We start from the raw sequence: 25,732 nt of genomic DNA, 5'->3' as shown, positions 1-25,732 counted from the left end.
CTCTATCGATCAGGAGGACACGGGCGCGAACAAAAGCGTCCGGTAACAGCATGGAGCGTACGCGTTTCTTCCGCCGGCCGATCTTCTGGATCTTCATCGTGGCCATCGGCGCGATCCTGCTCAGCCAGCTCTTCACCAGCGGCCCGAGCTACCAGCCCGTGGACACCTCGGTGGCCCTTGCCCAGCTCAACCAGGCTGGTCCAGGCGCGATCAAGGAAGTGCAGATCCGGGACAAGGAGCAGACGCTCCGGATCGACCTGGCCAACAAGGCCAAGTTCGACGATGTCGAGACTGACAAGATCGAGGCCCAGTACCTGTCCGACGCCGGCCTGCAGATCTTCAACAAGGTCGAAGCCGCCAAGGCGGAGGGCAAGATCTCGGGGCCGTACGACACCGAGGTCACCGAAGAGTCGGTGTTCCTGTCGCTGCTGGTGAGCCTGCTGCCGATCGCCGTGCTGGTGATCCTGCTGCTGCTGTTCATGTCGCAGATGCAGGGCGGCGGCTCGCGGGTCCTGAACTTCGGCAAGTCGAAGGCGAAACTCGTCAGCAAGGACACCCCGAAGACCACCTTCGCGGACGTGGCCGGCTCCGACGAGGCCGTCGAGGAGCTGCACGAGATCAAGGACTTCCTGCAGAACCCGGCGAAGTACCAGGCGCTCGGCGCCAAGATCCCGAAGGGTGTGCTGCTGTTCGGCCCGCCCGGAACGGGTAAGACGCTGCTGGCCCGCGCCGTCGCCGGCGAGGCCGGGGTGCCGTTCTACTCGATCTCGGGTTCCGACTTCGTGGAGATGTTCGTGGGTGTCGGCGCCTCGCGTGTCCGTGACCTGTTCGAGCAGGCGAAGGCGAACGCCCCGGCGATCGTGTTCGTCGACGAGATCGACGCGGTCGGCCGCCACCGCGGCGCCGGCATGGGCGGCGGTCACGACGAGCGTGAGCAGACCCTGAACCAGCTGCTGGTCGAGATGGACGGCTTCGACGCGAAGGGCGGCGTCATCATGATCGCCGCGACCAACCGTCCCGACATCCTCGACCCGGCGCTGCTGCGCCCGGGCCGGTTCGACCGCCAGATCGCGGTGGACACCCCCGACATGGTCGGCCGCAAGGCGATCCTGCGGGTCCACGGCAAGGGCAAGCCGTTCACGCCGGACGTCGACCTGGACGCGGTGGCGCGGCGTACGCCGGGCTTCACCGGCGCCGACCTGGCCAACGTGATCAACGAGGCTGCGTTGCTGACCGCGCGCAAGGACCAGCGCGCCATCAGCAACGATTCGCTGGAGGAGTCGATCGACCGCGTGGTCGCCGGCCCGCAGCGGCGCAGCCGGGTGATGTCGGAACACGAGAAGAAGATCACCGCGTACCACGAGGGCGGCCACGCCCTGGTGGCCTGGGCGCTGCCGCACTCCGCGCCGGTGCACAAGGTGACGATCCTGTCGCGCAGCCGCTCGCTGGGTCACACGCTGGTGCTGCCGACCGAGGACAAGTACACCCAGACCCGTGCCGAGATGATCGACACCCTGGCGTACGCGCTCGGCGGCCGGGCGGCCGAGGAGCTCGTGTTCCACGAGCCGACCACGGGCGCCGGCAACGACATCGAGAAGGCGTCGGCGCTGGCCCGGGCCATGGTGACGCAGTACGGCATGAGCTCGAAGCTGGGCGCGGTCAAGTACGGCACCGCCGGAGACGAGCCGTTCCTGGGCCGGTCGTACGGCCACGAGCGGGACTACTCCGACTCCATCGCCGCCGAGATCGACTCCGAGGTGCGCTCGCTCATCGAGCTGGCCCACGACGAGGCGTACGAGATCCTCGTGGAGTACCGCGACGTGCTCGACGCGATTGTGCTGGAGCTGATCGAGAAGGAGACCATCTCGACCGCCGACATGGCGCGCATCTGCGCCCGGGTCGTCAAGCGGCCGCCGATGGCCCCGTTCAACGGCTTCGGCAAGCGCACGCCGTCCACCCAGCCGCCGGTGCTCACGCCGGCCGAGGTGGAGAAGCAATCGGCGAGCAACGGCCAGGCCACCGACAGCGGCGAGATCACCGTCTCGACGACCGCGGAGGCCACGAACTGAACGGCGAGCAGGAGCTGGACCACCTCGCCGCCCGCCTGGTCGACGGCTCCCTCACCGGTGTTCCGGTGGAGGAGACCGTCGACCTGGCGCGTATCGAGAAGGCGGTCCGGGAGATCCTCGTCGCGCTGGGCGAGGACCCCGACCGCGACGGCCTGCAGAAGACCCCGGCCCGGGTGGCCCGCGCGTACGCCGAGCTGTTCGCCGGACTGCGGGCCAACCCCGCGGACGTGCTCAAGACGACGTTCGAGGCCGACCACGACGAGTTCGTGCTGGTCCGTGACATCTCGATCTTCAGCCTGTGCGAGCACCACCTGCTGCCGTTCCGAGGCGTGGCGCACGTCGGCTATCTGCCCGGCGAGGACGGCCGCATCACCGGCCTGTCGAAGCTGGCCCGCCTGGTCGAGGTCTTCGCGCGGCGGCCGCAGGTGCAGGAACGGCTCACCTCCCAGGTCGCCGACCTGCTCCAGGAGAAGCTCGACGCACGGGGCGTCATCGTGGTGCTGGAGTGCGAGCACATGTGCATGGAGATGCGCGGCATCCGCAAGGCCGGCGCCCGCACCGTCACCAGTGCCGTACGCGGCATCCTCAAGTCGGACCCGAAGACCCGCGCCGAAGCGATGTCATTGATCAACGCCCGCTGACGTCGCTCCCGCCGACTCCGCGTCGCGCCCGTCCCGCCGTGACCACGGCCGGACGGGCGCTTCCGTTCACAGGACGGCCAGCAGCAGGACCGCCAGCAGCGCCGGTGCCATACAGGCGAACGCGCCGACGGCAGCGGTCCGGGGACGGTCCGGGTAGACGGTGCCGATCAGCAGCCAGGCGCCGCCGAACGCCAGCGGCGCGAGGATCAGCCCACACACGGCCGCGAAGAACACCTGCGCGCCGTCGCCCGCCAGGCCCGCGATCGCCAGCTGCACCAGCAGCGCCGTCAGGCCCATCGGCCCGTACACCAGCAGGTTGCGCAGCGACCGGGAGCCGCTGCCCTCGTCCTCGAACCGGGCCAGCGCACCGTCGGCGACCTCCACGTTCGCGCCCGCCTGGCGCAGCGCGGCCAGCGCCACCGCCGGGCCGCCGGTGACGGCCTCCGCAGCCGCGAGCAGCTCCGCCGGTCCCGGCTGCAGCACCGGCGGCGGAGCCCCGGCCCGACTCGCCGTATCGAGCAGCCGCGTGGCCTGCATACCGAGCCGGGCCTGCACCGTCGGCAGCTCGTCCCGAGCCGCCGCCAACGCCGACACCTCACCGGCCGCCGAGTCCGCCGCCTCCCGCCGCACCGTATCCAAGCGCTGCGCCGCCCCCAGGTACTCCGCCCAGGCCGCACTCCGCTCACTCACCGCGCACCCGCTCGCGCGGCTGTCATGGACAGGGCAGGCAGCGTGGTCATGCGGGCTCCTGGGTCAGCGCGGTGAGGACTACAGGCGAGTCGGAGGAGGGATCGCGGGCCTGCCAGAGCCGCTGGCGCAAGGCCGCCAGGACCTGGGCGTCGGCATCAGGGTCAGGGAAGCGGACCGTCTTCTCGTGACCTCGGATCGCACCGCGCGGCCCGCCCAGCCCGCCCGCCGTGTTGACGACCGCGCAGCCCAGCGGCAAGGTCGCCGCCGCGTCGTTGGTCGCCTCCAGCACGTCCCCGCCGCCCGGCAGCGCGATACGCACCGGCACCTGCCCGAACAGCGAATCCCGGCGGACGTGCAGCGCCTCGATGCCACGCACCGTGTGCGAGCAGAGGATCAGATGCACGCCGTACGTGCGCCCCCGCCGGCCGATCGACTCCAGGAGCCCCAGCGCCTCGGCCGCGACCGGATCCGAACCAGCCAGCAGCACCGGGAACTCGTCGACGACGCAGACCAGACGCGGCAGCGAACGCTGCTCACGGGCCTGCGCGAACCGCTTCACGCCCAGCTCCTGCCACAGCTCCTCGCGGCGGCCCAGCTCCTCGTCCAGCTCCCGCAGCACCGCCAGCCCCTGCTCGCGGTCGCAGTCCATGCCGACCACCCGGGCGTGCGGCAACCACGCCGGATCCGGCTCAGGTCCCGAGCCCGGCGCGAACCGCCCGAACGCCCCGCCCGGCTTGAAGTCCAACAGGTACAGCGCCAGCTCGTCGGGGTCGTAGCGGGTACACAGCCCGTAGAGCACATTCACCAGGAACGCCGACTTGCCGCCGCCCGAACGGCCGCCGACCAGCCAGTGCGGCGTCAGGTCGGCGAACACCAGCGAGATCGGCGTCTCGCCGGCCAGCCCCGCGGTCGTGGACAGCCCCGCCGCAGACGACTCCGCCCACCAGTGATCCGGGTCCGGCAGCAGGTCCATCAGGTGCACCTGCCCCGACAAGGCATACCGTTCGGCCAGCTCGCGGCACACCCGCGCCACCAGCTCCGCGGGCGGATCCGGGTCGAGCCGAACCGGCACCGACAGACCCGGCCAGGTCGCGGTCGGGCTCGGCCCGTCGGCGGCCACACGCGCAACCGGGACGTCACTCCCGGCGGCCCGCCCGGGCAGGCCGTCCGCACGAGCCGCCGGCTGGGCGAAAGGCGCGCCACCCAGCAGCGCGTACGGGTTACGCAACGCGATCTGCGTGCTCATCGGCAGCGGAGCCTGCGCCGACGGCAGCGACGTGTCCGGGGTCAGCGGCGGCGGCGGCCAGCCCGCGACGATCAGGTGCAACCCGGTCGCCGGACCCGCCTGTGCCAGCGCGGTGATCCGGTTCAGCTCGGCACCCTGGACATCCGACGGCAGGGCGGCGACCAGCAGCAACATGGTGCAGTCCCGACGCCGCGGCCGGGCCGTCGGACGCCGCTGCGCCTCCGGCCGGCTCGGGCGTACCCAATGCTCGGCCTCCGCCAGCACGGCCTGCAGCCCGGCCCGGTCCGTGACCGGCGGCGGCATCAGACCCGCATCGGCCAACGCCCCGAACGGCGCGAACAGCGCCCCGCCCACCGCGTCCACCGCCCGCACCACCAGAGTGCCCGACGGCGCGGTCGCCAACAGCCGCAACAGGATCGCCCGCAGCACCCCCGCCACCCGCGGATCCCGCGAATCGGCGCTGAACGTCAGATGGCCCGTGCCCAGCAGCGGCAGCACCGCCGGGAACTGGGCATCCTCCTGCGGCGCAGCCGTGCCGACCCGGACGAACTCCGGCCGGCGCTGCTCACCCAGCGGCGTACCCGCCGGCACCTCGTCCAGCGCCGCACCCAGCCAGCCCGGCGTCAGCCGCGCGGCGGCATCCCGCAGCCGCTGCGCCAGCGCCTGCTGCTCGGCCAGGTCGGTGCGCGGCGGCGGTAGATAGGTGTCCAACGCGGACGCCGCAGCCTGTGTCACCGCCGAAGCATGCCGGTGCAGGCTCGCCGCCTGGTCGATCCGCGCGTTCAATCCGGGCACGCCGACACCTCCGCTGCGTCCTCCCCGGGGGAGGGTAGCGCAGAGCGCCCGATACCTGTCGCAACTACGCGGAAGCAACTCCCGTGTAAACCCGACAGATCATCCGTTGACGCCGGACTATTCGTCCCTCGACAGGTAGTCGATGAAACGCGCCCTGATCAGAGGCTCCTGATCGCCGTAATCGTGCCCGGTGAACTCCCGCCACAGCGACACCGAGTCGTCGACCGCCGAGCCGATGTCGGCGAGTTCCCGCTCCTCGGTCTCCGGCGACGTGGGCAGGTGCTTGAACAGGTCCCAGAAGAAGCCGAGATCCAGCTTCTCGCGCGCCTTGGTGAAGGCGCGCTCACGCAGCTCCTCGGTGGGCAGGGCATCCAGTTCGGCGAAATCGGTCACCCGACCAGCGTACGGGGTGATCCCGCGCGCGGCTTCCCGGCGGCGATCCGTCCGCCTGTCGCGACCTCGTGCGGGGACGGGGGGCAGGCTATCGTCATCGCGTGTACGAGACCCCGCCGCCGAAGCGGCCGTCGCCCCTCCTCGGCCTGCTGAAGAAGCCGATGATGCTCGCCATCGCCGGAGCGGCGGTGGCACTCCTGCTGGTCATCTTCTGCTGCTGCGGGCTGTGGTTGTTCGGCAACCTCAACACCGGGTCCGTCTGACGCCGAGGTTATCCACAGAGGAATCGCCGGCCCTGTGCGAGGCGTGTCCGCTCGGCTACGCTGCCCGCAGGGCGTGCTGATGCACGTCTCTGCTCATGGGGAGGTGAGCATGGCGGACAAACCGATGCCGCAGCTGGCGGTGGACATGGTCGAGGTACGGAAGGTCACCGCCGACCTGCGTGCCCGTACCAACGACGGGCTGGCTCCGGGGGTGGGGCAGTTCGCGCGGGAGATCGAGCGGGGCGTGCTGTTCGGTACGTTCTCGCCGAGCGGCGAGACCCAGGCGGCAAGGAACGCATTCTGGGCCGCCCTGCAGCGGCACCACGCCAACGCCACGCGACAACTCGAAGTTGGCCAAACGTTGGCGGCTGCGCTTGAGAAGGTGCTCGCGAACTACACGGAAGCCGATGACCTCGCGGCGATGAAACTCTCCGTGCTGGAGCGTGAGCTGATGGTCGCGGTGGAACGGCTGGAGATCGCTGAACTGCGCCATCAGCAGGGGCGGGGGGCTTACATCTGATGGATAAGTTGAAGCCCCTCGGTAGTACGGCTGCCGAAGCGAAAACGGACGAGCTCAGGCTGCCGCCGCAGCCGACGTGGAGGTACGCCTTCACCAACTGGGACAGGTACGACATACCCCGGATCTGGGATGGTGTCAGCTGTGTCAGCCGCTCCGAGACGTGGGATCAGGCGCAGAGTATCGGTCGGCAGGCCGATCAGTTGAACGCTCAGGCTGACGACCTGGAACGCCTACGGGAGCGTCTGGCGGCAGCCTGGTCCGGGGGGCAGACGCCAGCTGCGGCTGCGGCTCTGGAGCGAATCAGCTTGCTGATCAGCTCGCTTCGCGCGGACGCTCTGGCGGCTACGACGACGGCGCGTGGCGTCAACGGTGTCCTGGAGGCCATGGCAGCGGCCAGGCAGAAGCTCGCGCCGATCGTCAACGAGTACCTGGAAATCACCAACGAGCACCACCCCTATGCATGGCGGCATGAGGCAACCCGGCTCAATGAGCAGGCGCGCGAAGTCATGATGGCTACGGAGCAAGCCATCCGCGACCATCGAAAGAACATCATCGTTCCTGCACAGGTAGAGCAGCGGGGTGTGACGTTCACTCCGGAACCGCAGCCAACCACTCCGAAACCGCTCGGCACAGGCCCGGAGGGATACACCCCCGATGTCTTCGGTCCTCCAGAGTCCGGACCTACCGATTCATCGGCAAGTTGGCCTGTGTCACGAGGCCCAGCTGAGGTTGCCGACGATATGGAACAAGAGTTCCCGCAGCCGATTGGTAGACCGGTGCCGGGATTGTCCTCCGGTGGGACCGCGATGCTTCCCATATTCCCGGGAAGCCCGTATGCACCTCAAGGTGGCGCGTACGTGATGCCCACCGACGCAGGCGCAACGGGATACGTCATGCCGATGTCGAATGCGCCTGGGGCATCCCACGCTGGCTCGCGCGGCGGCGGCATGCCAGGACTTATGCCCATGCCGACGCCTCTGGGAGGCGCGCCGTCGGGCCGCGGCGGGGATGGGCCGTACTACCGCCGGGGTGCCGACACGCGATGGGAAGTGCGGCAGGGTATCCGCTCAGTGATCGAACCAGAGGCTCGCCCTGGGCTGCCGAAGCCGGAGCCGATGCACAACGTTGAGGACTTCCGCGAGTGGTACACGGAAGTGGCCATGCCGTGGCGGCTCGGTGAATCCCCACAAGAGCCGGCGCCGACGGTGGTCATACGAAGAGGCGGGCGGTGAGTTCCTTCAGCGGCATTGTCAGGTTCGCCGGAACCGTTGGCATGACATCACTGATGGCGGTCATCATGGCGCAGCCGGTCTCGGCAGCTGACGCCATCGAGGATGGCCAGTGGTATCACGCCATGATGAAGACGGTGTCCGCTGCCAAGATCACCAAGGGTGGCGGAGTGACTGTGGCTGTCGTCGACTCCGGTGTCGACGCCGGCCATCCGGATCTGGCGGGGTCGATCCTGCCTGGAGCCGACTTCACGGAAGATGGTCCCGGCGATGGCCAAAAAGATTCAGACGGTCACGGCACGGCGATGGCGGGGCTAATAGCCGCACACGGCCGTGTCCGCGGCGTGGCACCTGAGGCGAAGATACTCCCAGTGAGGACGGTCACTCGTTCGATCGGTACCGGTGCGCTGGCACGAGGCATTCAGTGGGCCGTCGAGCAGGAGGCGGACGTCATCTCGATCTCGCAAGGATCGGACTACGACGACCTCGCGGTCCGCGAAGCAGTAGAGGCGGCGCTGGCGGCGGACATCGTGGTGGTCGCGGCAGCGGGGAACCGTACGGAAACCAAAGAAGTCGGCTACCCCGCGTCAATCGCCGGAGTCGTCGCCGTGTCGGGCGTCGACCGTAAGGGAAACCATTCCTCGATGTCGGCCAGTGGCGCCGCTATCGATCTTGCCGCGCCTTGTGACGACGTCTCCAGCACGTATGTTGGTGGCACCTGGACGGGGCTCACGGGGACCTCGGCGGCAACCGCGCTGGTGGCTGGTGCTGCCGCCCTCGCTCGCGCGCACTTTCCTGACATGTCTGCGGCGGAGGTCGTCCACCGGCTCACCTCGACCGCCGTGGATAGGGGTGTTCGAGGTCCCGACGGGGAGTACGGCTACGGAATCGTCGACGCCTCTGCTGTACTCGGCAGGTCAGTGCCTTCACTGACACCGTCCGCCGACATGTCGGTCCCGGGGACGCCCCAAGTTGACCATCCGCGAGACGCCACGCCTCGGCGCCTCGAAGTTGGTGCCGTGGTGGCGTTCGGCTACCTGGCGGGTGGGCTTGTGCTGGTTCTTTTGGGTGCGTGGCTGGTCAGGAGCCGCCATAGGAACCGCGCCAGCTGAGATGGCTCCCGCTGACCGCCGTCGGTGTTTCGACATCCTAGAACGATCGATGAAAGACATGACGACGCGAGAATGAGGGCATGGTGCGATCGGTGAAGTGGCGAAAGATCCTCCTGATTCTGGCGATCATGGTGGCGGTCGTCGGAGTCGGAGGTGCGATCGCCGCGGTTCTCGCGTATCACGAAGTCACGAAGATCGATCGCACTAACCCAAAGGTAGTGCTAGATGAGTACCTGCGCGCGGCTCTCGTTAAGGGGGATGCCGTTGCGGTCGATCTCTATACCTGTGACGACCCGGTCGGCCTGAGCCCAATCTCTAAACTCCGCACCGAACTTGACCAGCGCGAGCAGGAGTTCGCGGTTGAGATCCTGGTCAGTTGGGGAGCTATGAGTCGAGTCGACAGTCCGGGCCGTACGGAATTGACGACGAATCTCGCGATCACAGCAATTAAGGATGGCATGGAGCAGAGCAGTAGTTCGCAGACATGGCGTTTCACCGTGCTGGAGCAGGATGGGTGGCGCGCTTGCGGTGCGGAAAGGCTGACCAGCAGCCCCTCTGTGTCACCGAGCGCGACGCCTTGATCATTCAACCCATAAGTCGGCTAGCGGCACCGCTCGCGTAGCTGGTGCTTGTCCCGTTGCTGCCCAGCGATACCACTCGTGTTCCTGTGTCACCCGGACCTGTGCTGTGCCTTCAGGGCCAGTGTGTGCCTCGGTCACCGCACGAAGCCCTCGTTGCTCACCGTCGGCGCCGGTTTGGACCAGCCGACGACCCATTAGCTGACCTGTGGCCTGGGCTGCAAGGGCCTCTGCGGGTACTGCGACCCGCGTAGTCGGAGCGTCCAGCGAAACTAGGATCAATCCATCGGTTGTCGCCGTCCGCTCGGCAGAGGTGCTGATGGTCTCCACCCAGACGCGTTCAACGGGCACCAGTGCAGCGAAGACTTCGATGCGTTCTCGCTCGGCGCGGTACCACTCCGCCTCTGCCAGGACGGGGATAAGGCTGCGAGCACCCTGCCGAACCATCGTGTCACCGCGCATTCCCGTGCGCCATCCGTGGCCCGGAAGCCCGATCATCACTCGAGCGCCTCGCAGCACGCCGCCGCTGTTGATGACGGTTAGCGCGGGGACAGGCACGATGGGAGCTGGCGGCGTGCGCCACTCGGCCGCCCACGCCGCGAAGTCTGCCTCGGTCATGCCGAGTCGTTCTCCTTTCCGAGGGCAGCACCCTTACTGGCCATGAACGGCACCGGATCGATCGCGCCGCGGTTGGACCGGTCGCCATCGAGGTGGACCTGGAAGTGTAGGTGCGGTCCGCTGGAGTGGCCACTGGTTCCGACATAGCCGATGACCTGGCCAGCGCCGACTCGCTCGCCGACGTGAACCAGCGGCCGGCTCACCATGTGGCAATACCGTGTGATCACCTGACCGGCGTGCAGGACGTCTACGAACCAGCCGCAACCAGGAGTGGAAGGTGATCCGTCTCGATTGCAGTTACCGACATCGCATTTGCTCACGATCACGACGCCTGCCGAAGCTGCCCGGATCGGTGTGTGGCGGGCCGCACCGAGGTCGACACCGTTGTGACGGGGCCTTTCGCGAGTGCGAAATCCCGACCACACGCCCGCGCTAACCGGGGCAGTCCAACCGGAGGCGGCGATCTGGCCAAATCCGGCGCACTTCAACTGATTGCCGACTACAACTGCGCGTGCCGCCCCATCGGCGAGCTCATTGACGATCCGCGTCGCAGTCGGCTCATGCTTGGCGTAAGCGTTCGGGTAGGCACTGATCTGCACCCGCTGAGCGGCGACGGTAAGCGGGAGCGTCTCCCAGTTCTTGACCTTCAGTAACTTGTTGTAGAACTTCGTCGACGAGTAGACGGGATCCATGATCTGCTCGGGAGTGCCCCAGCCCTGGCTCGGCCGCTGCTGGAACAGTCCAAGCGAGTCATGGTCGTTGCGATTGCCGAGGTGGCCGTGGTTGGTGAGGCTGCTCTCCTGCATAGCCGTCGCCACCGCGACTACCCACCCGCGAGGTGGCACCTTGAGTTGCTGGCCGGTCTTGATGATGATCGCAGCATTGCGGATCTTGTCCTCGCCATACGGGCCGATCCGCGGAAACTGTCCAGTAATGCTGATGGTCTTCGTGCTGCCACAGCCGAGGGTGTTGGTCAGCGGCGAATTGTTGGTGGTGAGGTCGCCGAAAATGACGGCAGTCACGGCACCACCGCAGCACAGCAGCGCGACGGCTGCGGTCACGGCGACGATGACTCCTGGCCGCAGGAGTCGGCGGCCCTTATCGCGTAGGGGCGTGCTGAGCAGCGGGAGGCCGCTCATACCCGCTCCCAGTCGACGCCGTCCACCAGCCACCGGCCCTGAGAAGCCACAAGGCGCAACCGCAACAGGCCTGCGTCGATGGGGATGACGACCTCAACAAAGGAGTCTGCGAGGGCCTCCATGCGGGCCGCGCCGGTTATCCGGTCTGCGGGCACCCCGGCTGGGTCTACGCCGTCAAGCTCCGCAACGAGGGCCTCTGTGCAGTGCGGCCGCAGGGAGTCCAGCCAGGCGGCCGCGCTGCGGTCATGCTTGATCCACTGCTGGGCGAACTTGGTCGCCACAGAGATCGCCTGCGGCCCATTTTTTGCCTTCATGGGGCTGGGCGTCGGGTCGAGTTGCACCAGACCGTCGTCCCCCTCGTGGGGATCCACGGCACTTGGTGCTGCAATCGTCGGTTGAACTGATGAGGTGACCGGCGGACTGGGGTCGCCCAGTAGTTTGCCGAGGGCGACGATCACCACGACCACACCAGCGAGCCCGAGCGCCACCACGGTGCGGGGCCGTAGGGGAATTCGGGAAAGCATGCCTAACTCCGTTCCGCCCACGTCTCGGAGCGGCGCTCAGTTCGCTGCGCCGGCTCAGCGGCCGGTTCTGTCCGTGCTTCCGCGCGACTGGCTGCCTGGTGGGGCACCGTGGCGGGCCGGTATACGGCGTAGGCCGGAGACGATTCGGGTACATCCGGCGAGCGCCACGTCTCCGCACGGACCGGGTCGGCTCCGCCGCGTGCCTCGGCGCGGACCACCGATGCAGGGTCCTCTGCGCTGACCGCGAGTTCCGGACGTGCTTCCGGCACGGTCGTGCTGGAGGTGCTACCAGGTGCGACCGCGGTAGCCGGCGTCCTCTCGTTCGAGGAGGCAGCCGCAGGTGCCGACGGCCTGGCAGTGAGCAGCGAGGTGCCGCTGCTACCGCCGCCAAGTTGCGTGATCCGGCGGTATGGGCGGAGCAGGATCCATCCCACAACGCCACAGAGCAGAACCAATGTGACCTGGAGCCATCCCGCCAGGGATGAGGTGCTCATGATCAGGTCGACTGCGAATAGGTACACCGCAGCGCCGGTGCCGAAGATAAGTACGTTGAACAGAGCTGCCAGCACGGAGTTCACGAGTCGGCGTAGGCCCGCGCTTGCCGGACGAAGCAGGCCGACCGTGCCTAGCGCCGGTGCAGCGATGACTGCCCAGCGAATGATGAGGAATCCGAGCAGCACGAGCAACGAAGCAACGACGTCGAACGCGGCGTAGCAGATTGCCGAGAGGATCGCGACGAAGCCCGCGCCGATCCTCTCCATGCCCTTGGTGCCCCGGAGGTATTCATACGCCTCGGGGTCCTCGGTCTTGATCTGCTCGGCGACCTTCATCCAGTCGCTCTGTTTGGCCCGGATGATGCCGTCTCGTCTGCTTGCGTCGTCCTTGATCGCCTCGACGTCGCTCCAGCTGAGTGACTTCGCGCGGTACAGCGCAGGCCCGTACTTCTTGGCGGTCTCGCTGTCGGCCGACCCTAGGACGCCGCGGACCCAGTTGCGATAGAGCAATGCCTCGGCGGCCGTGTCACCAGCGCGCACTGCTGGGGGCCGGTGGTCTTCGCACGCCCCTGGTTCGGGATCGCTACAGGTTGTCGTCGTGGTCGCGCTCCGAGGGCCAACAGCATCGTGTACGACGCTGAGCACGCTTACCAGAGTGCCGTCGGCGGCCTTGGCGGACTGCACCGGCCAGCTAGCGATTGCGGTAACTCCAACCATCACCAGAATCGCCCAACCGACTGTTGTCAGTGCCATGGACATCTGGGCCTGACGCGAACGCCACAGCAGGTACACGCCAATTACCGCCAGCGTGATCACGCCGAAAACGCTGAACACCTGCTTGTAGAGCGCCGTAGTGGCCTTCTCGACCAGAGGATCGGCCCAGCCCCACATCTCATCCGGCGCCCAGGCACGCTCACGCAGCGCGTTGGAGACACCGACGATGCCTGCTGCGAGCATGAATTCGCCATTGGCGATCGTGTTTTCGAGTTTGTAGTCCGGGTGCATGACGCTCTGCACGCAGTTGATGTCGTACGTGGTGTAGTCGTAGCCTGCGTAGCCGTAACGGGAGTACTTGCCAGCCGGCCCGTTGACATTCCAGGTGGGCTTGCTGACGAACCAGCCGCCCAGGCCGGAATCCGGGGCTGCGGGGTTCGGTGCGCTCAGACACTGCACGCGTGAGGCGCTGACCTCCTGCAACCGCTTGATGCACTCGTCCAGCCCGCGGGCCGTCCACTCCTCCAGCGAGCACAGCTTGTCCCCGGGCGCGACCGCCGCAATCCCCGGCGCGGCTGCCTGGACCGGCGCGCCGAACAGCGTTCCCAGCGCCAGCACCATGGTGGCGAGGGCTGCGGAGGCGAGCCGCTTCACCGTTTGCCTCCCTGGCCGGCCGCCTGCCCGGTCGGGGTGGTGTCGAGGGTTTCGAGCAGCCCGGCGACGTACGAAACGTCCACCCGTACCCGCTGCACGCGGCCGTCGACGTCGCGGAGCACGAACTCGCGGTATCCGAGCCGCCCCGCGCTGTTCGCGTCGGGCGCGGACAGGGACGCCAGTACGGCCTCGTATCCGACGTCGGTCGGCACTCGCAGCAGCCGCAGCGCCTCGGACGCGATCTCCGGGTCTTGTGCGATGCGGCCGACGAACACGGTCGAGACGAGGTTCTGCACGTCGAGCCCGAGGATGTCTTTCGGGTTCTGTGAGGCGACGAGCGCGGCGAGGTTCCACTTGCGGCTGTCGCGGGCGAGCCGGACCAGGAACGATCGCCCGGACCGCCACCCTTCCATGAAGTGGGCCTCGTCGAGCCCGACGAGTTTGCGCTGGTGCATGTCGCCGGAGTAGCAGCGCCGGACGGCGAGCCGGTGGGCGGTGTGCAGCATCGGCAGCGCGAGGGCTTCTTCGGCGGACCAGTACTCGCGCTCGACCTTGAGGTCGGGCAGGCGCAGCCCGGACATCGTGATGACGGTGAGCGCGGAGTCGGTGCTGAGCAGGTCGCCGGGCGGGCTGCCGAAGAAGAGCAGCGCGAGCGGCATCTCGGCGGTGTCGAGCAGCAGGTTGGCGAGTTCGCGGCCGGTGTCGTCGACGCCGGCGAGGCAGCGGACGACGTCGTCGAGGGTGGCGGTCTCCTCGGCGGGCACGGTGCGTACGGCGTGGCGGAGCAGCGTGGCCGTGGAGGCTTCGCGGGCGACCTGCGGCGGCATGAGCATGGAGCAGATGTCCTGGACCAGCATGCGGCGTTCGGCGCGGGCGTTGCTGACGGAGATCTCGTATTCGCGGTCGCCGTCGGCGCCGGGGCCGAACTCGGTGCGCTGCGGGGTCGGGATCAGCGAGTACGGGGCGAGGGTGCCCTGCTCGCCGCCGGTCAGGTTGAGCACACGGGAGTACGGCTTGAGTTCCGGCATGGACGCGAGCCGGGCGAGCGGGCCGCTCGGGTCGAGCAGGGTGACCTGGACGCCGCGCCGGGCGTTGAGGTAGCCCATGGCGCCGAGCAGGGTGGACTTGCCACCGCCGGGTTCGGCGACCATGACCGACAGGCCGGAGCGCTCGCGGACCTCCATCGGGAAGTGCGGGTCGAGGAAGACGGGGCGGCGGCAGGTGCCGGCGGTGCGCCCGAGCAGGTCGCCGCGGCGGTCGCCGACGACGGATGCGGCCTGGGGCAGCGCGGCGGCGAGCAGGCGTACCGGCATGCGGCGCAGGTAGCCGGTGTTGGCGACGGGCTCGCCGGGGATGAATTCGCGGGCGAGCTGGTCCTGCTGCTTGGGGTGCTGCAGCGAGACGCGCAGCTCGCGGCTGTAGGTGGCGACGACGGAGCGGGCGCGTTCGAGGCATTCCTCGCGGTCGGCGCCGCTGACGGCGATGCGGTGCCAGCCGTGGGCGCGGGCGGAGTCGACGGGCAGGCCGGTGGTCATCTCGTCGCCCATGACGAGCGCGCGGCTGGCCAGGCGTTCGAGCTCGGGCGGGGCGTCCATGCCGTGCTCGAGGTAGTCCAGCTGCTGCGAGCGGATCATGCGCAGCCGGTGTTCGAGGTTGCGGAAGCTGTCGCCGGGTCCGAGGATGTCGACCCGCGACGACAGTTCCATGGGCCAGGGCAGGCGCTCGTGGAAGTGCAGCCAGGGCTCGTGCCGCTCGGGGATGTCGAGGGGTTCCATGCGGCCGACGGTGAGCACGGCGGTGTGCCGCTCCTCGCCGGTCATCCGGTTGACGAGCTTGACGGTGCTGCCGTACGGGGTGCGGTAGCGCTCGATGTGTTCGGTGAGGGCGAGCAGGTCGCCGGAGTCCCAGCGGCCGTGGTTCACCGCGCCGAGCATGTTCGGCGGGCTCATGCCGAGCGCGACGGAGCGGTAGAGCAGCCATTCGAGTTCGGCGGCGGCGGCGCGCTGGCCGCGCATGCCGAACGCGGCGAGCACCTCGTCGAACTGCTCGACCTGCTTGCCGAGTTTGCGGCGTTCGGAGTCGGCGGTGCCCTTGCCGAAGGCGCGCAGCAGTTTCTCGCTGAACGAGTCGCCGAGCGCGCGCCGGGCGAAGGTCACGCCGAGGTAGGTCTGGCCCTCGCTGTGGTTGATCTCGCGGAGGTGCCGCTGGGCGGCGACGAGGTGGTCGCCCCAGCCGGGCGCGCCGGGCACGGGCGGCAGCGGGCGGTGGGTGAGCTGGTCGAGCTGTGCGGCCCACTGGTCGGCCGGGAAGGGCCGGGTGGTGCGGCGCAGGTGCAGGCGGAACCCGGCGAGTCCGGCGTACTGCTCGCTGATGGCGGACAGCAGCGATTCGCGGTCGGCGTCGGGCCGGAACGCCCAGCGCACCTCGGGCAGCATGTACCACGCGGTGACCGCGTGCGGAGTGAACGTGAGGTGACCGGCGATCTCGGTGATCGCCAGTTCCTGGGCGGCGTCGCGGTCGCGGGCGGCCTTCGGCTGCGCGGGCGGCTTGACCTGCTTGCCGCGGCCCTTGGCCGGTTGCCGCTGGCCGCCGGCGGGCGGCGTGCTGCGGGGCGCGGCCTGCGGGGTGCCGCGCGGGGGCAGCGGTCGGCTGCTCAGTGGCACGGTGCTGACCGGCACGGAGCTGACCGGGATCGCGCTTACCGGGCGGTTGCGCAGGTCGGGCTGGGGGCGCATGGGCACCCCGCTGACCGGTACGCCGCTGACGGGCGCGTTGCGCGGCATGCCGCTGACCGGGGCATTGCGCGGGCGGCCCGGCTGGGTGCCGGAGCGGCCGGCCTGGTCGGCGCGAGAGCCGTTCGGGTCGGCCGGGGTGCGTCCGGTCGCTGCCGTCGGCGGGCCGGACGGGGCGGGAGTGGTCGGCGGCGGCGCGATCGGTGGCGAGTCCGCCCGCGCGGGCCCGGATCGCGGCGGCGCGGCCTGACGGCCGTCGGGGCGGCCGGTCTGCGGCGCTTCGGCACGCCTGCCAGGCTGCCCGCCGGTCTGGTGGGCCGGGCCCTGACCAGGCGCGCCGCGCGTGGGCGGCGGCGGAGTGCCGGCCAGGCCGACCGAGCCGGGGTCGGCCGCCTCGGAGTCGAACAGCTCCAGGAACGGCGACTCGATGTCGGGGCCGGACGGTGCCGGTGGCGCGGACGAGGGTTCGGGGTCGCGGCGCGAGGACGCGGCACGTTCGCGCTGCGCCTGGGTGGCGGCGTCGGCGGCCGCGCGCATCTCGGCGGCGCGACGGTCGGCCGCGGTCTGCAGGTCGCTGCGCAGGTCGGCGGTGCGTGCCTCGGGGCGCCCACCGGTGTCCTCGGCGGGGGTCTCCGGCTCGGTGGGCTCGCGGCGGCGCGGCGGCTGGAACACGGCGACGGGGCCCGTCGCGGCGGTCCCTTCGACGGAGGGGACGACGTCGGATACCGCGTCGTCCAGGTCGTACTCGGTATCGTTGCTGGTCATGTGATCGCCTGCCGCACGACGACGCGGCGGGCGACCAGGCGCGGGTCGCGGCGCTCGACGACCGGTTCGCGGGTGCGCCGCCAGTCGGTGAGCGCGGTGCGGATGACCATGCGCGCGGGCCGGTCGGGGTCGACGTGGCGGAAGATGTACGACGTGGTCACGATGGCGAGCGCGATCTCCCAGGTCGGGAAGAGCTCGAACTGCTGCGTGAACAGCCAGTGGATGCCCATGTAGAGCGGGACCAGCAACACGAACAGGCCGTACTGCGCGTACGGCAACTGCACAGGGAGCGTGTATCCGGGCGGCCCGAGATAGACCAGGCGAGCCCGGTAGATGTCGTCGTCCGTACGCAGCCGCATCGCTACCGCCTACTCGAACATGATGTCGATGAGGTTCTCGCCGACGAGCAGCAGCGCCCCCGCGCCGACGATGAAGGCGACGCCGATGATGGCGATCGCGGAGCTGGTCAGCACCTTCGAGACCTCGCCCTTGCTGGCCCGGCCGATGAAGATGACGCCGAGGATGGCCAGCAGGATCGGAGAGATCTTCGTGGCGAAGAAGGTGAGGATGTCGTTGGTCGCGATGCCGCCGCCCGCGGGATCCCCGGGCGCCGCCAGGATCTCGTCGGCGAGCATGCCGAAGGCCGGCGTGGCATGGTTCCACGCCGCCTGGACCAGTTCCATGGCGATCATTCGGTACCTCCCCGGTGCGCGACCGGCGCTGCAATTGCTTAAGCCTTACCGATGGGGGTCCTCAGCGGTGGGATGCGGCCGATGACACCCTGCTTTGTGTCGATCACAGTTCGTAGTGGAGCGCCGGGGTTTTGCGGTTGTGTAGGACCGGTGTTCGATCCATAGCAGAGCGTACGGTGCACCCACCGGCGCGACAAGCCGTGCAGGTGGTGGCGGGTGTCGGATGTCCGGCCGTCACCTTGTGCCGGTCATCGTCACACTGACGTCGCTGAAGGTCAGCGGGATCGGCGCCTGTGGCTTGTGGACGGTCACCGTGGCCCGCGCGACGCGGGGATCGGCGAGGCAGGCATCGACGAGCCGCCGCGCCAGTGTCTCGATGAGGTTGACCGGCGGCCCGGCCACGATCTCGGCCAGTCGTGAGGCCAGCTCGCCGTAGTGCACGGTGTCGGCGACGTCGTCGCTGTCCGCGGCCGGGCCCAGGTCCAGCCCGAGCGCCACGTCGACCACGAAGTCCTGACCGTCGCGCCGCTCGAAGTCGAAGACGCCGTGGTTGCCGCGTACCCGCAGGCCGGTGAGCGTGATGAGGTCCATGGTCAGCCTTCGTAGCGCAGCCGGGGGCTGCCGGTGGCCCGCCACACCGCGAGGGCGTCGACGGTCGAGCGCACGTCGTGCACGCGTACCCCCCAGGCACCGGCCGCGGCGGCCAGCACGCTGGTCGCGGTGGTGGCGGCGTCGCGGTCCGCGGCGGGCCGGCCGTCGAGCAGCAGGCCCAGGTAGGACTTGCGGCTGGCCCCGAACAGCACGGGCAGGCCCAGGTCGATGATGCGGTCCAGGTGCCGGGTCAGCGCCCAGTTGTGCTCGGGGGCCTTGGCGAAGCCCAGCCCCGGGTCGACGATCAGCCGGTCGGCCGCGATACCCAGGCGCAGTGCCTCGTCGACGCGGCGCGACAGCTCGTCGCGCACCTCGGTCACCACGTCGCGGTAGGTGGCCAGCGCCTGCATGTCGGCGGAGTGCCCGCGCCAGTGCATGACGACGTACGGGCACCCGGCGTCGGCGACGACGCGGCGCATGTCCGGGTCGGCCAGCCCGCCGGAGACGTCGTTGACGGCGGCGGCCCCGGCCTGCACCGCGGCCGCGGCGACCGCGGCCCGGGTGGTGTCCACACTGGTCGGCACACCGGCCGCGGACAGCGCCGCGATCACCGGCACCACCCGCTTGATCTCGGTGTCCGCGTCGACGCGTGACGCGCCCGGCCGGGTCGATTCGCCGCCCACGTCCACCAGGTGCGCGCCCTGGCCGTGCAGCTGCACCCCGTGCCGCACGGCGGCGTCGAGGTCGTCGTAGAGGCCGCCGTCGGAGAAGGAATCCGGGGTCACGTTGAGAACCCCCATCACCACCGGCGGCGTCGCGCGCATCAGGTCGGCTGCCACGCTGCGAGAATATCGGTCGTGACTTCGGTGGTCTTCTCGATAGGCAGCAACCTCGGCGACCGCGCCGACCATCTGCGCTTCGCGGTGCGCCGGCTCGCCGAGGAAGGCGAGCTGCTGGCGGTGAGCGGCGTCTACGAGACGCCGCCGTGGGGCGACACCGAGCAGCCGGCGTACTACAACGCCGCCCTGCTCGTGCGCGGCCCGCAATCGGTGGAGCAGTGGCTGCTCACCGCGCAGGGCATCGAGCACGAGGCCGGGCGGGTGCGCCACCAGGCGCGCCGGTACAGCCCGCGCACGCTCGACGTCGACCTGGTCGCGGCGTTCGCCGAGGACGGGGAGCCGATCCTGCGGGACACCCCCGAGCTGACCCTGCCGCACCCGCACGCCCACCAGCGCGCCTTCGTGCTGCGCCCGTGGCTGGAGGTGCAGCCGTACGCCCAGCTGCCCGGGCACGGCTGGGTGAACGACCTCGTGCTGGCCGAGCCGATGGCGACCGAGGTGGCCGCGATGACGGCGCTGCCCCAGGTGCGGCTCGAAGTAGAGTGACCCTCATTCTGACGAGTGAGGGGTGTGGACCGCTTTGAGCCAGCCGCCGACGCCGGAGCCACGGCTGCAACCCACCAACCCGGCCACCCTGATCGTCGCGGGCCTCGGTTCGGCCGCGGTCGCCTGGCTCATCATCAGCACCTGGTACGGCAGCATGCCGACGCTGCCGTGGCTGCCCGCGTTCACCCTGCTCGCGCTCGCGATGGTGGAGTTCGCGCTGGCGCAGCAGACCCGGGCGCGCATCGAGCACAAGCCGGGACGGCCCCGGGTCGAGCCGCTGGCCGTCGCCCGGTACGCGGTGCTCGCCAAGGCGTCCTCGCTGGCCGGGGCGATCTTCGCCGGCTTCTCCGCCGGGCTGACCCTGTGGCTGCTCGTCGACGGGCAGCGGCTCGCCGCGGCCGCCCGCGACCTGCCCGCGGCGATCACCTCACTCGTCTGCTCGCTGGCGCTGGTCGCGGCCGGGCTCTGGCTGGAGCGGGCCTGCCGGGTGCCGCCGCGCCCCGAGGACGACAAGCCGGACGTCCAGTAGCAGCCGAACGGATCGGCGGCGACCACTATCGGGTACCTGTCGACCGCGGGATGTTGTCGCCGGTAGACCCTGTTGCATTCACGTTTCAGCCGGTACGGTGCCTCGGGTATGCCGTGTCGTACCCCGCGACCGGCAGCCGACTCGGGAGGCGCGAGTCATGGCCTACGACAGCGAAGCGACCGACGCGACAGGGCAGCGACGGTACCGCGGCGAGGGCTTCCGTGAGGAGTCCGATCTCAGAACCGAAGGCGGCGCACACAGCGTCGTCGCCGGCATGCAGTACCGGCCACGGGCGACGCCCGCGGCCAACCTGGACGACGTCTTCGACGACCCCGCGCACGGCGAGGTCGGCCGCGACCGGCTCGGCGTGCACTTCGCGTGGGAGGGCGTGCTGCTGCTCGGCGTGGTCGCGATCGCTTTCCTGCTGCACAGCGGTCACCGGGACACGATCACCGGCGCGAACTTCAAGGAGCTGCTGGTCTTCGGCTCGGTGCTGGGCCTGCTCGGCCTCGGTGCCTCGACGACGCTGCGTGCCGGTGCGGTCAACCTGGCCCTCGGCCCGGTCGCCGCAGCCGCCGCGCTGTACTACGCCGAGCACGGCTCCCAGGGCGTGGTGCCCACCGCCGGCATGGCCGTCGCCTTCGCGGCCGGGCTGGGCCTGGTCGTGGCCGTCCTCGTGGTGGGCTTCCATGTGCCCGGCTGGGCGGGCAGCCTGGCGGCGGCGCTGGTCGCGATCGTCTGGATCCAGAAACACCCGGCCCCGCTGACCGTGAGCGGCGAGTACGACCCCACCGGGCACGCGCTCTACCTGTACGGCGGCTTCGCCGCGCTGACCATCGTGGCCGGCCTGCTCGGTGCGATCCGGTCCATCCGGCGCGGCGTCGGCCGGTTCCGGCCGGTGACCGACCCGGCCCGGCGGCGGGGCGGCCTCGGCGGCGTCGTCGCCGTGCTCGCACTGACCGGCTCGATGGCGCTGGCGGCGGTGGCGGGCGTGGTGATGGCCGCGCTCAACGGGGCCACCGAGCAGGTCGTCGCGCCCACCGAAGGCTTCGAGCTGACCGGCCTCGCGCTGGGCGCGGCCCTGATCGGCGGGGTGAGCGCGTACGGCCGCCGCGGCGGCGTGTTCGGCACGCTGCTCGGCGTCACGCTGCTCGCCCTGATCGTCTGGTACGCCGACGCGGCCCAGTGGCACATCTCGCTGTACGCGCTGGCCGCCGGAGCACTCGCGCTCGGTCTGGTGGTCACCAGGCTGGTGGAGACGTTCGGGCGGCCGCTGCCGCTGGACGACGACGCCCCTGACGACTGGTCCGACGTGGGCGTGCCCGGCACCTCGTGGTCCACGGGCAGCGGCGACACGTGGGCCAACCTGCCTGCGCAGCCCGCTCCCGCCCGCGCCGACCAGTGGGGCGACGAGGACCGCTGGTCCTCCCTGCGGTGACCTGAAACGATGACCGGAGCCCCGGCTGTGCCGCACCCGCGGCGCGGCCGGGGCTCCGGTAATTCATGCCATCCTGCTTTAGAGTCGGGCGAAACGGGCGGGCGCTCGTTGAACCGTTCGTGACGAAGGTTCGGCGATTACCGGCGCGTCGCGCGCCGCGAGTGGGTCCGCAGAAGCCGCGCTGGGTGGCGCAACTGTTCAGGACGGGTCGGCGACGATCTACGCGCGGAATGTTCTCGCATTTCAAGGCCGTGGAGCATTCCCCTCGCAAGCAACTGTCGGTAGCCTCTAGCAACATGCCGGACTCGGACACTCGCGATGATCAGCGGCACGCGCGCCTGCTCCCGGTGTTGTTCTGGGGCGGCGTCGGGCTGGCCCCACTGGCTGCGATTTTCCTGTTCATGGCCGATGGCGGCACCGCGCTGCGGGCCGCGGTGGGCGTGGTCATCCTGTCGGTCATCCTGATCGGCCTGTCGATCACTCTCCGTCGCGACACCGAGACCGTTCGGCTCGAACTCGAAGACATGATCCTCGATGAGATCGACACCGTCCGGGCCGACGTCCGCGACGACATCTCGACCGCGGCCCACGCCACGCACCGCGCCTTCGGGGAGAAGTTCCAGTACCTGGTCGACCAGCTCGAGGCCACCCGGCACGAGCTGGACGCCACCCGCGCGCAGCTCGAACACGTCCGCGCCGAGGCCGTGCGGGCCGCGGCCCAGGCCGTGCCCGCGCCCGTCGCCCGGGCCGGCGCTCCCGCGCCCGCCCCGCACCAGCCGGGCCCGAGCTCGGGCCGCGCGGGCATACCGCCCGGCGTGGTGCGGCACACGGAGACCGTGCAGGTGACGACACGGCACACCATCGTCGACCCGCACGGCGAGGACGCCCCGCGCGGCGCGGCGATCTACGGCAGCCCGGTAAGCGGCGCGGCAGCCGGCGGGTTCGACCGCAGCCGCGACGCCGGGGAGTACGGCCACCGGGCCGAGAGCCCGCGCATCGAGGTGCAGCGCCCGCGCGCCGAACGCGCCCGCGAGCGGGACCGGCACGAGGAGTCGTGGACCGAGCAGCGGCTGCGCGAGCAGCTGGAGCGCCGCCGCGACGCCAACGAGCCGGTCTCGGGCGGGGAGAGCCGGCCGTCACGCCGTGACCGTGGCGACGACCGCTGGTCCGACCGTCCCGTCGACGCGATCGAGGGCCGCTGGTCCGACCGCGACGACGAGGACCGGCCGGCCGTGCGCGCCGCCGGTGACCGCTGGACGACCGTGCGCGACGACGACCGCGGCCGCGAGGTGCGGATGGGGGAGCGCCGGGCGGCACTGCACAGCGACAGCTCCGGCACCGAGCTGCGGATCGAGGACCGCTGGGCCGCGGTGCGGCGCGAGGATCGCGGCGGGTTCGACGACGACCGGGCCGACGAGGGCCGGGGCGGTTTTCCGTACCGCGACCAGGAGCGCCGCGAGCCCCGCGCGCTGACCGGTACGGACCGCGAGGACCGCTGGTCCGACTACGAGGACGTGCGTGAGCGGGACCGCGACCGGGACCGTGATCGGGACCGGGACTACGACCGCCGGTACCGCTGACCACGACAGCGAGGACGCGCCCTTCCGGAACTCCGGGAGGGCGCGTTCTCTTGGAATCAGCGGCTTCGGCGCTACTTGTCGATGTCGCCGACGACGAAGAACATCGAGCCCAGGATGGCGATCAGGTCCGGCACCAGGGTGCCGGGCAGCAGCGTGGACAGCGCCTGCACGTTGGCGTACGACGCCGTGCGCAGCTTCATCCGCCACGGCGTCTTGTCGCCCTTCGACACCAGGTAGTAGCCGTTGACGCCGAGCGGGTTCTCGGTCCACGCGTAGGTGTGCCCCTCCGGGGCCTTGACCACCTTGGGCAGCCGCACGTTGACCGGCCCGCCGATCCGGTCGACCCGGTCCAGGCACTGCCGGACCAGGTCCAGCGACACGTACACCTGGTCGAGCAGCACCTCGAAGCGGGCGTGGCAGTCGCCCGTGGTGCGGGTGACCACCGGGACGTCCAGCTCGCCGTAGGCCAGGTAGGGCTCGTCGCGGCGCAGGTCGAAGTCCAGGCCGCTGGCCCGCGCGACGGGCCCCGAGGCGCCGTACGCGGCGGCCTGCGCGGCGGTGAGCACGCCCACGCCGACGGTGCGGGCCAGGAAGATGTCGTTGCGCCGGATGAGGTCGTCCAGCATCGGCATCCGCGAGGCGACCAGGTCGACGGCCTCCCGGGCGCGCCGGGTCCAGCCCGCCGGGACCTCCTCCTTCAGCCCGCCGATCCGGTTGAACATGTAGTGCATGCGGCCCCCGGTGGCCTCCTCCATGACGGCCTGCAGCACCTCGCGCTCGCGGAACGCGTAGAACACGGGCGTGATCGCGCCGATCTCCAGCGGGTAAGAGCCGAGGAACATCAGGTGGTTGAGCACCCGGTTCAGCTCGGCCATCGCCATGCGCAGCCAGACCGCCCGCTCCGGCACCTCCAGCCCCATCAGCCGCTCGACGGCCATGGCCGCGCCCAGCTCGTTGCTGAACGCGCTCAGCCAGTCGTGCCGGTTGGCCAGCACCAGGATCTGCCGGTAGTCGCGCACCTCGAACAGCTTCTCCGCGCCGCGGTGCATGTATCCGATGATCGGCTCGGCGGAGAGCACCTTCTCGCCGTCGAGCACCAGCTTGAGCCGCAGCACGCCGTGTGTGGACGGGTGCTGAGGGCCGATGTTCAGCACCATGTCGGTGCCCAGCTGCTGGGCGCCCGCGCCCGCGCCGACCGTCAACTCCCGGGTCGAACCCGTCTCCACCATGCGCGCCATCGTAAGCCAGGCCCAAGAAAGGAAGGGCACCTTCGTCGGCTCGCGTCAGCGAGACGAGCGGAAATTCTGCACGGTATTCGTATAGGAAGGGCACCTTCTTAACGCAGGAGGGAGAGCTTCCTGGCGTCGAGGTTCACCCACTGCGCCAGCCACCAGTGCGCGCCGAGCCCGCCCGTGGCGGTCAGCTCCCCGATCTCGCTCGCCTCGGCGAGTGCCCGCACGTAGCCGACCGGATCGGTAGAGGCCAGGGCCAGCGGCGGCCGCTGCGCGGTGACGCCGAGGTGATGCAGCGCGCTGCGCTGGTCCAGCAGCAGCCAGTCCGCCGTGGCCGTGGGGAGGGAGTCGACGGCGACGTGGCAGGTGATGTCGGTGCTGCCGTCGAAGGCGGGCGGCACCTCGCGCCCGTCCCGGAAGCCGGTCACCGTCGGCAGGACCGGCCGGCGGTCGCGCCGGTGCCCGTAGTCGACCGCGAGCGCCAGCCCAGCGTCCAGCGCGCCGACCGCGTCGGCCCAGGCCTCGTCCCGGCTGCGCCCGACCTCCACGATGTCGTCCGGCCCTGCGGGCCACCACCGCTCGACCCACGCGGCGTCGGCTGCGTTCAGGGAGCCGCACTGGTTCAGGTCCTTATCCAGGTAAGACCCGTCTCGGGCGAGGTCCAGCGGCACGTTGTCGAGCCACTCGGTGGCCAGCAGCAGCCCGTTCAGTCCGCGAGGCAGCTCGGTGCGCCACGCCAAGCCGGTACCCGAAGCGAGGGGTGACTCCGTCGCACCAGGAAGCGACGGGACGCCGGCGTCCGGGGCAAGCCCGATGCCCGGCGCGAGGCCGCTGCCGCCGTCGCGGTCGGAGACCTCCACGGCCACCGGCCGGACCCGGGCGCGCAGCGGAGCGGGCAGTGCAGCGAGCACGCCGTGCAGCAGCTCGCCGCGTCCCGCACCCACGTCCACCAGGTCGAACACCTCGGGGTGGCCGAGCGCCCGGTCGACGTCGGCGACAAGCGTCGCGATCGCCCGGGCGAAGTGGGGCGACTGGGCGCTGGTCCGGAAGTGGTCGGCGGGCCGCTCGCGGACGAAGAACCCGTCCGGCCCGTACAGCGCAGTTCGCAT

General features: G+C 70.2%; 25 protein-coding genes. 11 read left to right on the top strand and 14 right to left on the bottom strand.

Annotated features, from left to right (window positions below):
* The first annotated feature begins 50 nt into the window (after positions 1 to 50).
* Both ftsH and folE read left to right on the top strand, forming a co-directional pair.
* On the top strand, positions 51 to 2,069 hold the full coding sequence (gene ftsH, locus FLL47_RS07510; protein WP_144119731.1) for an ATP-dependent zinc metalloprotease FtsH: 2,019 nt from the start codon (positions 51 to 53) through the stop codon (positions 2,067 to 2,069).
* Positions 2,066 to 2,710 (top strand): GTP cyclohydrolase I FolE, encoded by a 645-nt coding sequence (folE, locus tag FLL47_RS07505; RefSeq protein WP_144119730.1) that lies wholly within the window; start codon positions 2,066 to 2,068, stop codon positions 2,708 to 2,710. Before ftsH ends, folE begins: the two co-directional genes overlap by 4 nt.
* Before the next feature lie 66 nt (positions 2,711 to 2,776).
* Here folE and FLL47_RS07500 read toward each other — a convergent pair whose 3' ends face one another.
* The 3 genes from FLL47_RS07500 to FLL47_RS07490 all read right to left on the bottom strand — a co-directional run bounded on the left by FLL47_RS07500 (position 2,777) and on the right by FLL47_RS07490 (position 5,834).
* A complete protein-coding gene (locus FLL47_RS07500; protein WP_144119729.1) occupies positions 2,777 to 3,400 on the bottom strand; it encodes a hypothetical protein in 624 nt (207 codons plus the stop codon).
* Between the two features lie 46 nt (positions 3,401 to 3,446).
* Complete coding sequence (locus FLL47_RS44665; protein ID WP_281286670.1) at positions 3,447 to 5,441, bottom strand: FtsK/SpoIIIE domain-containing protein; 1,995 nt, start codon at positions 5,439 to 5,441, stop codon at positions 3,447 to 3,449.
* 117 nt (positions 5,442 to 5,558) lie between these two features.
* Positions 5,559 to 5,834 (bottom strand): hypothetical protein, encoded by a 276-nt coding sequence (locus FLL47_RS07490; RefSeq protein ID WP_144119728.1) that lies wholly within the window; start codon positions 5,832 to 5,834, stop codon positions 5,559 to 5,561.
* 101 nt (positions 5,835 to 5,935) lie between these two features.
* Here FLL47_RS07490 and FLL47_RS42735 point away from each other — a divergent pair, with 101 nt between their 5' ends.
* The 5 genes from FLL47_RS42735 (at position 5,936) to FLL47_RS07470 (ending at position 9,539) form a co-directional block, all read left to right on the top strand.
* Entirely contained in the window at positions 5,936 to 6,097 is a 162-nt protein-coding gene (locus FLL47_RS42735; RefSeq protein WP_186315604.1) for a hypothetical protein, read from the top strand.
* Between the two features lie 109 nt (positions 6,098 to 6,206).
* Positions 6,207 to 6,617, top strand: a complete 411-nt coding sequence (locus FLL47_RS07485) for a hypothetical protein (RefSeq protein ID WP_144119727.1) — start codon at positions 6,207 to 6,209, stop codon at positions 6,615 to 6,617.
* Positions 6,617 to 7,849 carry a hypothetical protein gene (locus tag FLL47_RS07480; RefSeq protein WP_144119726.1) on the top strand — a complete coding sequence of 411 codons (1,233 nt, stop codon included), beginning with the start codon at positions 6,617 to 6,619 and terminating at the stop codon, positions 7,847 to 7,849. Before FLL47_RS07485 ends, FLL47_RS07480 begins: the two co-directional genes overlap by 1 nt.
* A complete protein-coding gene (locus FLL47_RS07475; RefSeq protein ID WP_144119725.1) occupies positions 7,846 to 8,958 on the top strand; it encodes a S8 family serine peptidase in 1,113 nt (370 codons plus the stop codon). The genes FLL47_RS07480 and FLL47_RS07475 overlap by 4 nt, the downstream gene beginning before the upstream one ends.
* Positions 8,959 to 9,038: 80 nt before the next feature.
* Positions 9,039 to 9,539: a hypothetical protein gene (locus FLL47_RS07470; RefSeq protein WP_144119724.1), complete on the top strand. Its 501-nt coding sequence runs from the start codon at positions 9,039 to 9,041 to the stop codon at positions 9,537 to 9,539.
* Here the strand turns inward: FLL47_RS07470 and FLL47_RS45125 are convergent, their stop codons facing one another.
* From FLL47_RS45125 to folP, 9 genes are all read right to left on the bottom strand, one after another.
* Complete coding sequence (locus FLL47_RS45125) at positions 9,540 to 10,154, bottom strand: hypothetical protein (protein WP_144119723.1); 615 nt, start codon at positions 10,152 to 10,154, stop codon at positions 9,540 to 9,542.
* Complete coding sequence (locus FLL47_RS07460) at positions 10,151 to 11,293, bottom strand: M23 family metallopeptidase (RefSeq protein ID WP_144119722.1); 1,143 nt, start codon at positions 11,291 to 11,293, stop codon at positions 10,151 to 10,153. The genes FLL47_RS45125 and FLL47_RS07460 overlap by 4 nt, the downstream gene beginning before the upstream one ends.
* Positions 11,290 to 11,817: a hypothetical protein gene (locus FLL47_RS07455; RefSeq protein ID WP_144119721.1), complete on the bottom strand. Its 528-nt coding sequence runs from the start codon at positions 11,815 to 11,817 to the stop codon at positions 11,290 to 11,292. The genes FLL47_RS07460 and FLL47_RS07455 overlap by 4 nt, the downstream gene beginning before the upstream one ends.
* A 2-nt stretch (positions 11,818 to 11,819) precedes the next feature.
* A complete protein-coding gene (locus tag FLL47_RS07450) occupies positions 11,820 to 13,646 on the bottom strand; it encodes a DMT family transporter (protein WP_246157669.1) in 1,827 nt (608 codons plus the stop codon).
* A 29-nt stretch (positions 13,647 to 13,675) separates the two neighbouring features.
* Positions 13,676 to 17,176, bottom strand: a complete 3,501-nt coding sequence (locus FLL47_RS07445; protein ID WP_246157643.1) for an ATP-binding protein — start codon at positions 17,174 to 17,176, stop codon at positions 13,676 to 13,678.
* Positions 17,173 to 17,535, bottom strand: a complete 363-nt coding sequence (locus FLL47_RS07440) for a hypothetical protein (protein ID WP_144119720.1) — start codon at positions 17,533 to 17,535, stop codon at positions 17,173 to 17,175. The genes FLL47_RS07445 and FLL47_RS07440 overlap by 4 nt, the downstream gene beginning before the upstream one ends.
* Before the next feature lie 9 nt (positions 17,536 to 17,544).
* The gene (locus FLL47_RS07435) at positions 17,545 to 17,868 is read right to left on the bottom strand and encodes a hypothetical protein (RefSeq protein WP_144119719.1); all 324 of its coding nucleotides are present in this window, start codon (positions 17,866 to 17,868) and stop codon (positions 17,545 to 17,547) included.
* A gap of 234 nt (positions 17,869 to 18,102) precedes the next feature.
* Positions 18,103 to 18,459: a dihydroneopterin aldolase gene (gene folB / locus FLL47_RS07430; protein ID WP_144119718.1), complete on the bottom strand. Its 357-nt coding sequence runs from the start codon at positions 18,457 to 18,459 to the stop codon at positions 18,103 to 18,105.
* Positions 18,460 to 18,461: 2 nt separating this feature from the next.
* Positions 18,462 to 19,283 (bottom strand): dihydropteroate synthase, encoded by an 822-nt coding sequence (gene folP, locus FLL47_RS07425; RefSeq protein ID WP_246157668.1) that lies wholly within the window; start codon positions 19,281 to 19,283, stop codon positions 18,462 to 18,464.
* A gap of 33 nt (positions 19,284 to 19,316) precedes the next feature.
* On the opposite strand from folP, the gene folK reads away from it, so the two are divergent.
* From folK to FLL47_RS07405, 4 genes are all read left to right on the top strand, one after another.
* Positions 19,317 to 19,844, top strand: a complete 528-nt coding sequence (folK, locus tag FLL47_RS07420; protein ID WP_144119716.1) for a 2-amino-4-hydroxy-6-hydroxymethyldihydropteridine diphosphokinase — start codon at positions 19,317 to 19,319, stop codon at positions 19,842 to 19,844.
* A 22-nt stretch (positions 19,845 to 19,866) separates the two neighbouring features.
* Entirely contained in the window at positions 19,867 to 20,373 is a 507-nt protein-coding gene (locus FLL47_RS07415) for a DUF3180 domain-containing protein (protein ID WP_246157642.1), read from the top strand.
* 157 nt (positions 20,374 to 20,530) lie between these two features.
* Positions 20,531 to 21,811: an ABC transporter permease gene (locus FLL47_RS07410; protein ID WP_144119715.1), complete on the top strand. Its 1,281-nt coding sequence runs from the start codon at positions 20,531 to 20,533 to the stop codon at positions 21,809 to 21,811.
* 296 nt (positions 21,812 to 22,107) lie between these two features.
* Positions 22,108 to 23,391: a hypothetical protein gene (locus FLL47_RS07405; RefSeq protein WP_144119714.1), complete on the top strand. Its 1,284-nt coding sequence runs from the start codon at positions 22,108 to 22,110 to the stop codon at positions 23,389 to 23,391.
* 71 nt (positions 23,392 to 23,462) lie between these two features.
* Here FLL47_RS07405 and FLL47_RS07400 read toward each other — a convergent pair whose 3' ends face one another.
* Both FLL47_RS07400 and FLL47_RS07395 read right to left on the bottom strand, forming a co-directional pair.
* On the bottom strand, positions 23,463 to 24,620 hold the full coding sequence (locus FLL47_RS07400) for an NADH-quinone oxidoreductase subunit D (RefSeq protein ID WP_144119713.1): 1,158 nt from the start codon (positions 24,618 to 24,620) through the stop codon (positions 23,463 to 23,465).
* A 107-nt stretch (positions 24,621 to 24,727) separates the two neighbouring features.
* The gene (locus FLL47_RS07395) at positions 24,728 to 25,732 is read right to left on the bottom strand and encodes an SAM-dependent methyltransferase (protein ID WP_246157641.1); all 1,005 of its coding nucleotides are present in this window, start codon (positions 25,730 to 25,732) and stop codon (positions 24,728 to 24,730) included.

This window comes from Catellatospora sichuanensis, assembly GCF_007483665.1.
Classification (GTDB): Bacteria; Actinomycetota; Actinomycetes; order Mycobacteriales; family Micromonosporaceae; genus Catellatospora; species Catellatospora sichuanensis.
The sequence above is the reverse complement of the archived record's forward strand: the minus strand, read 5'-3'. Positions and strand labels throughout refer to the sequence as shown.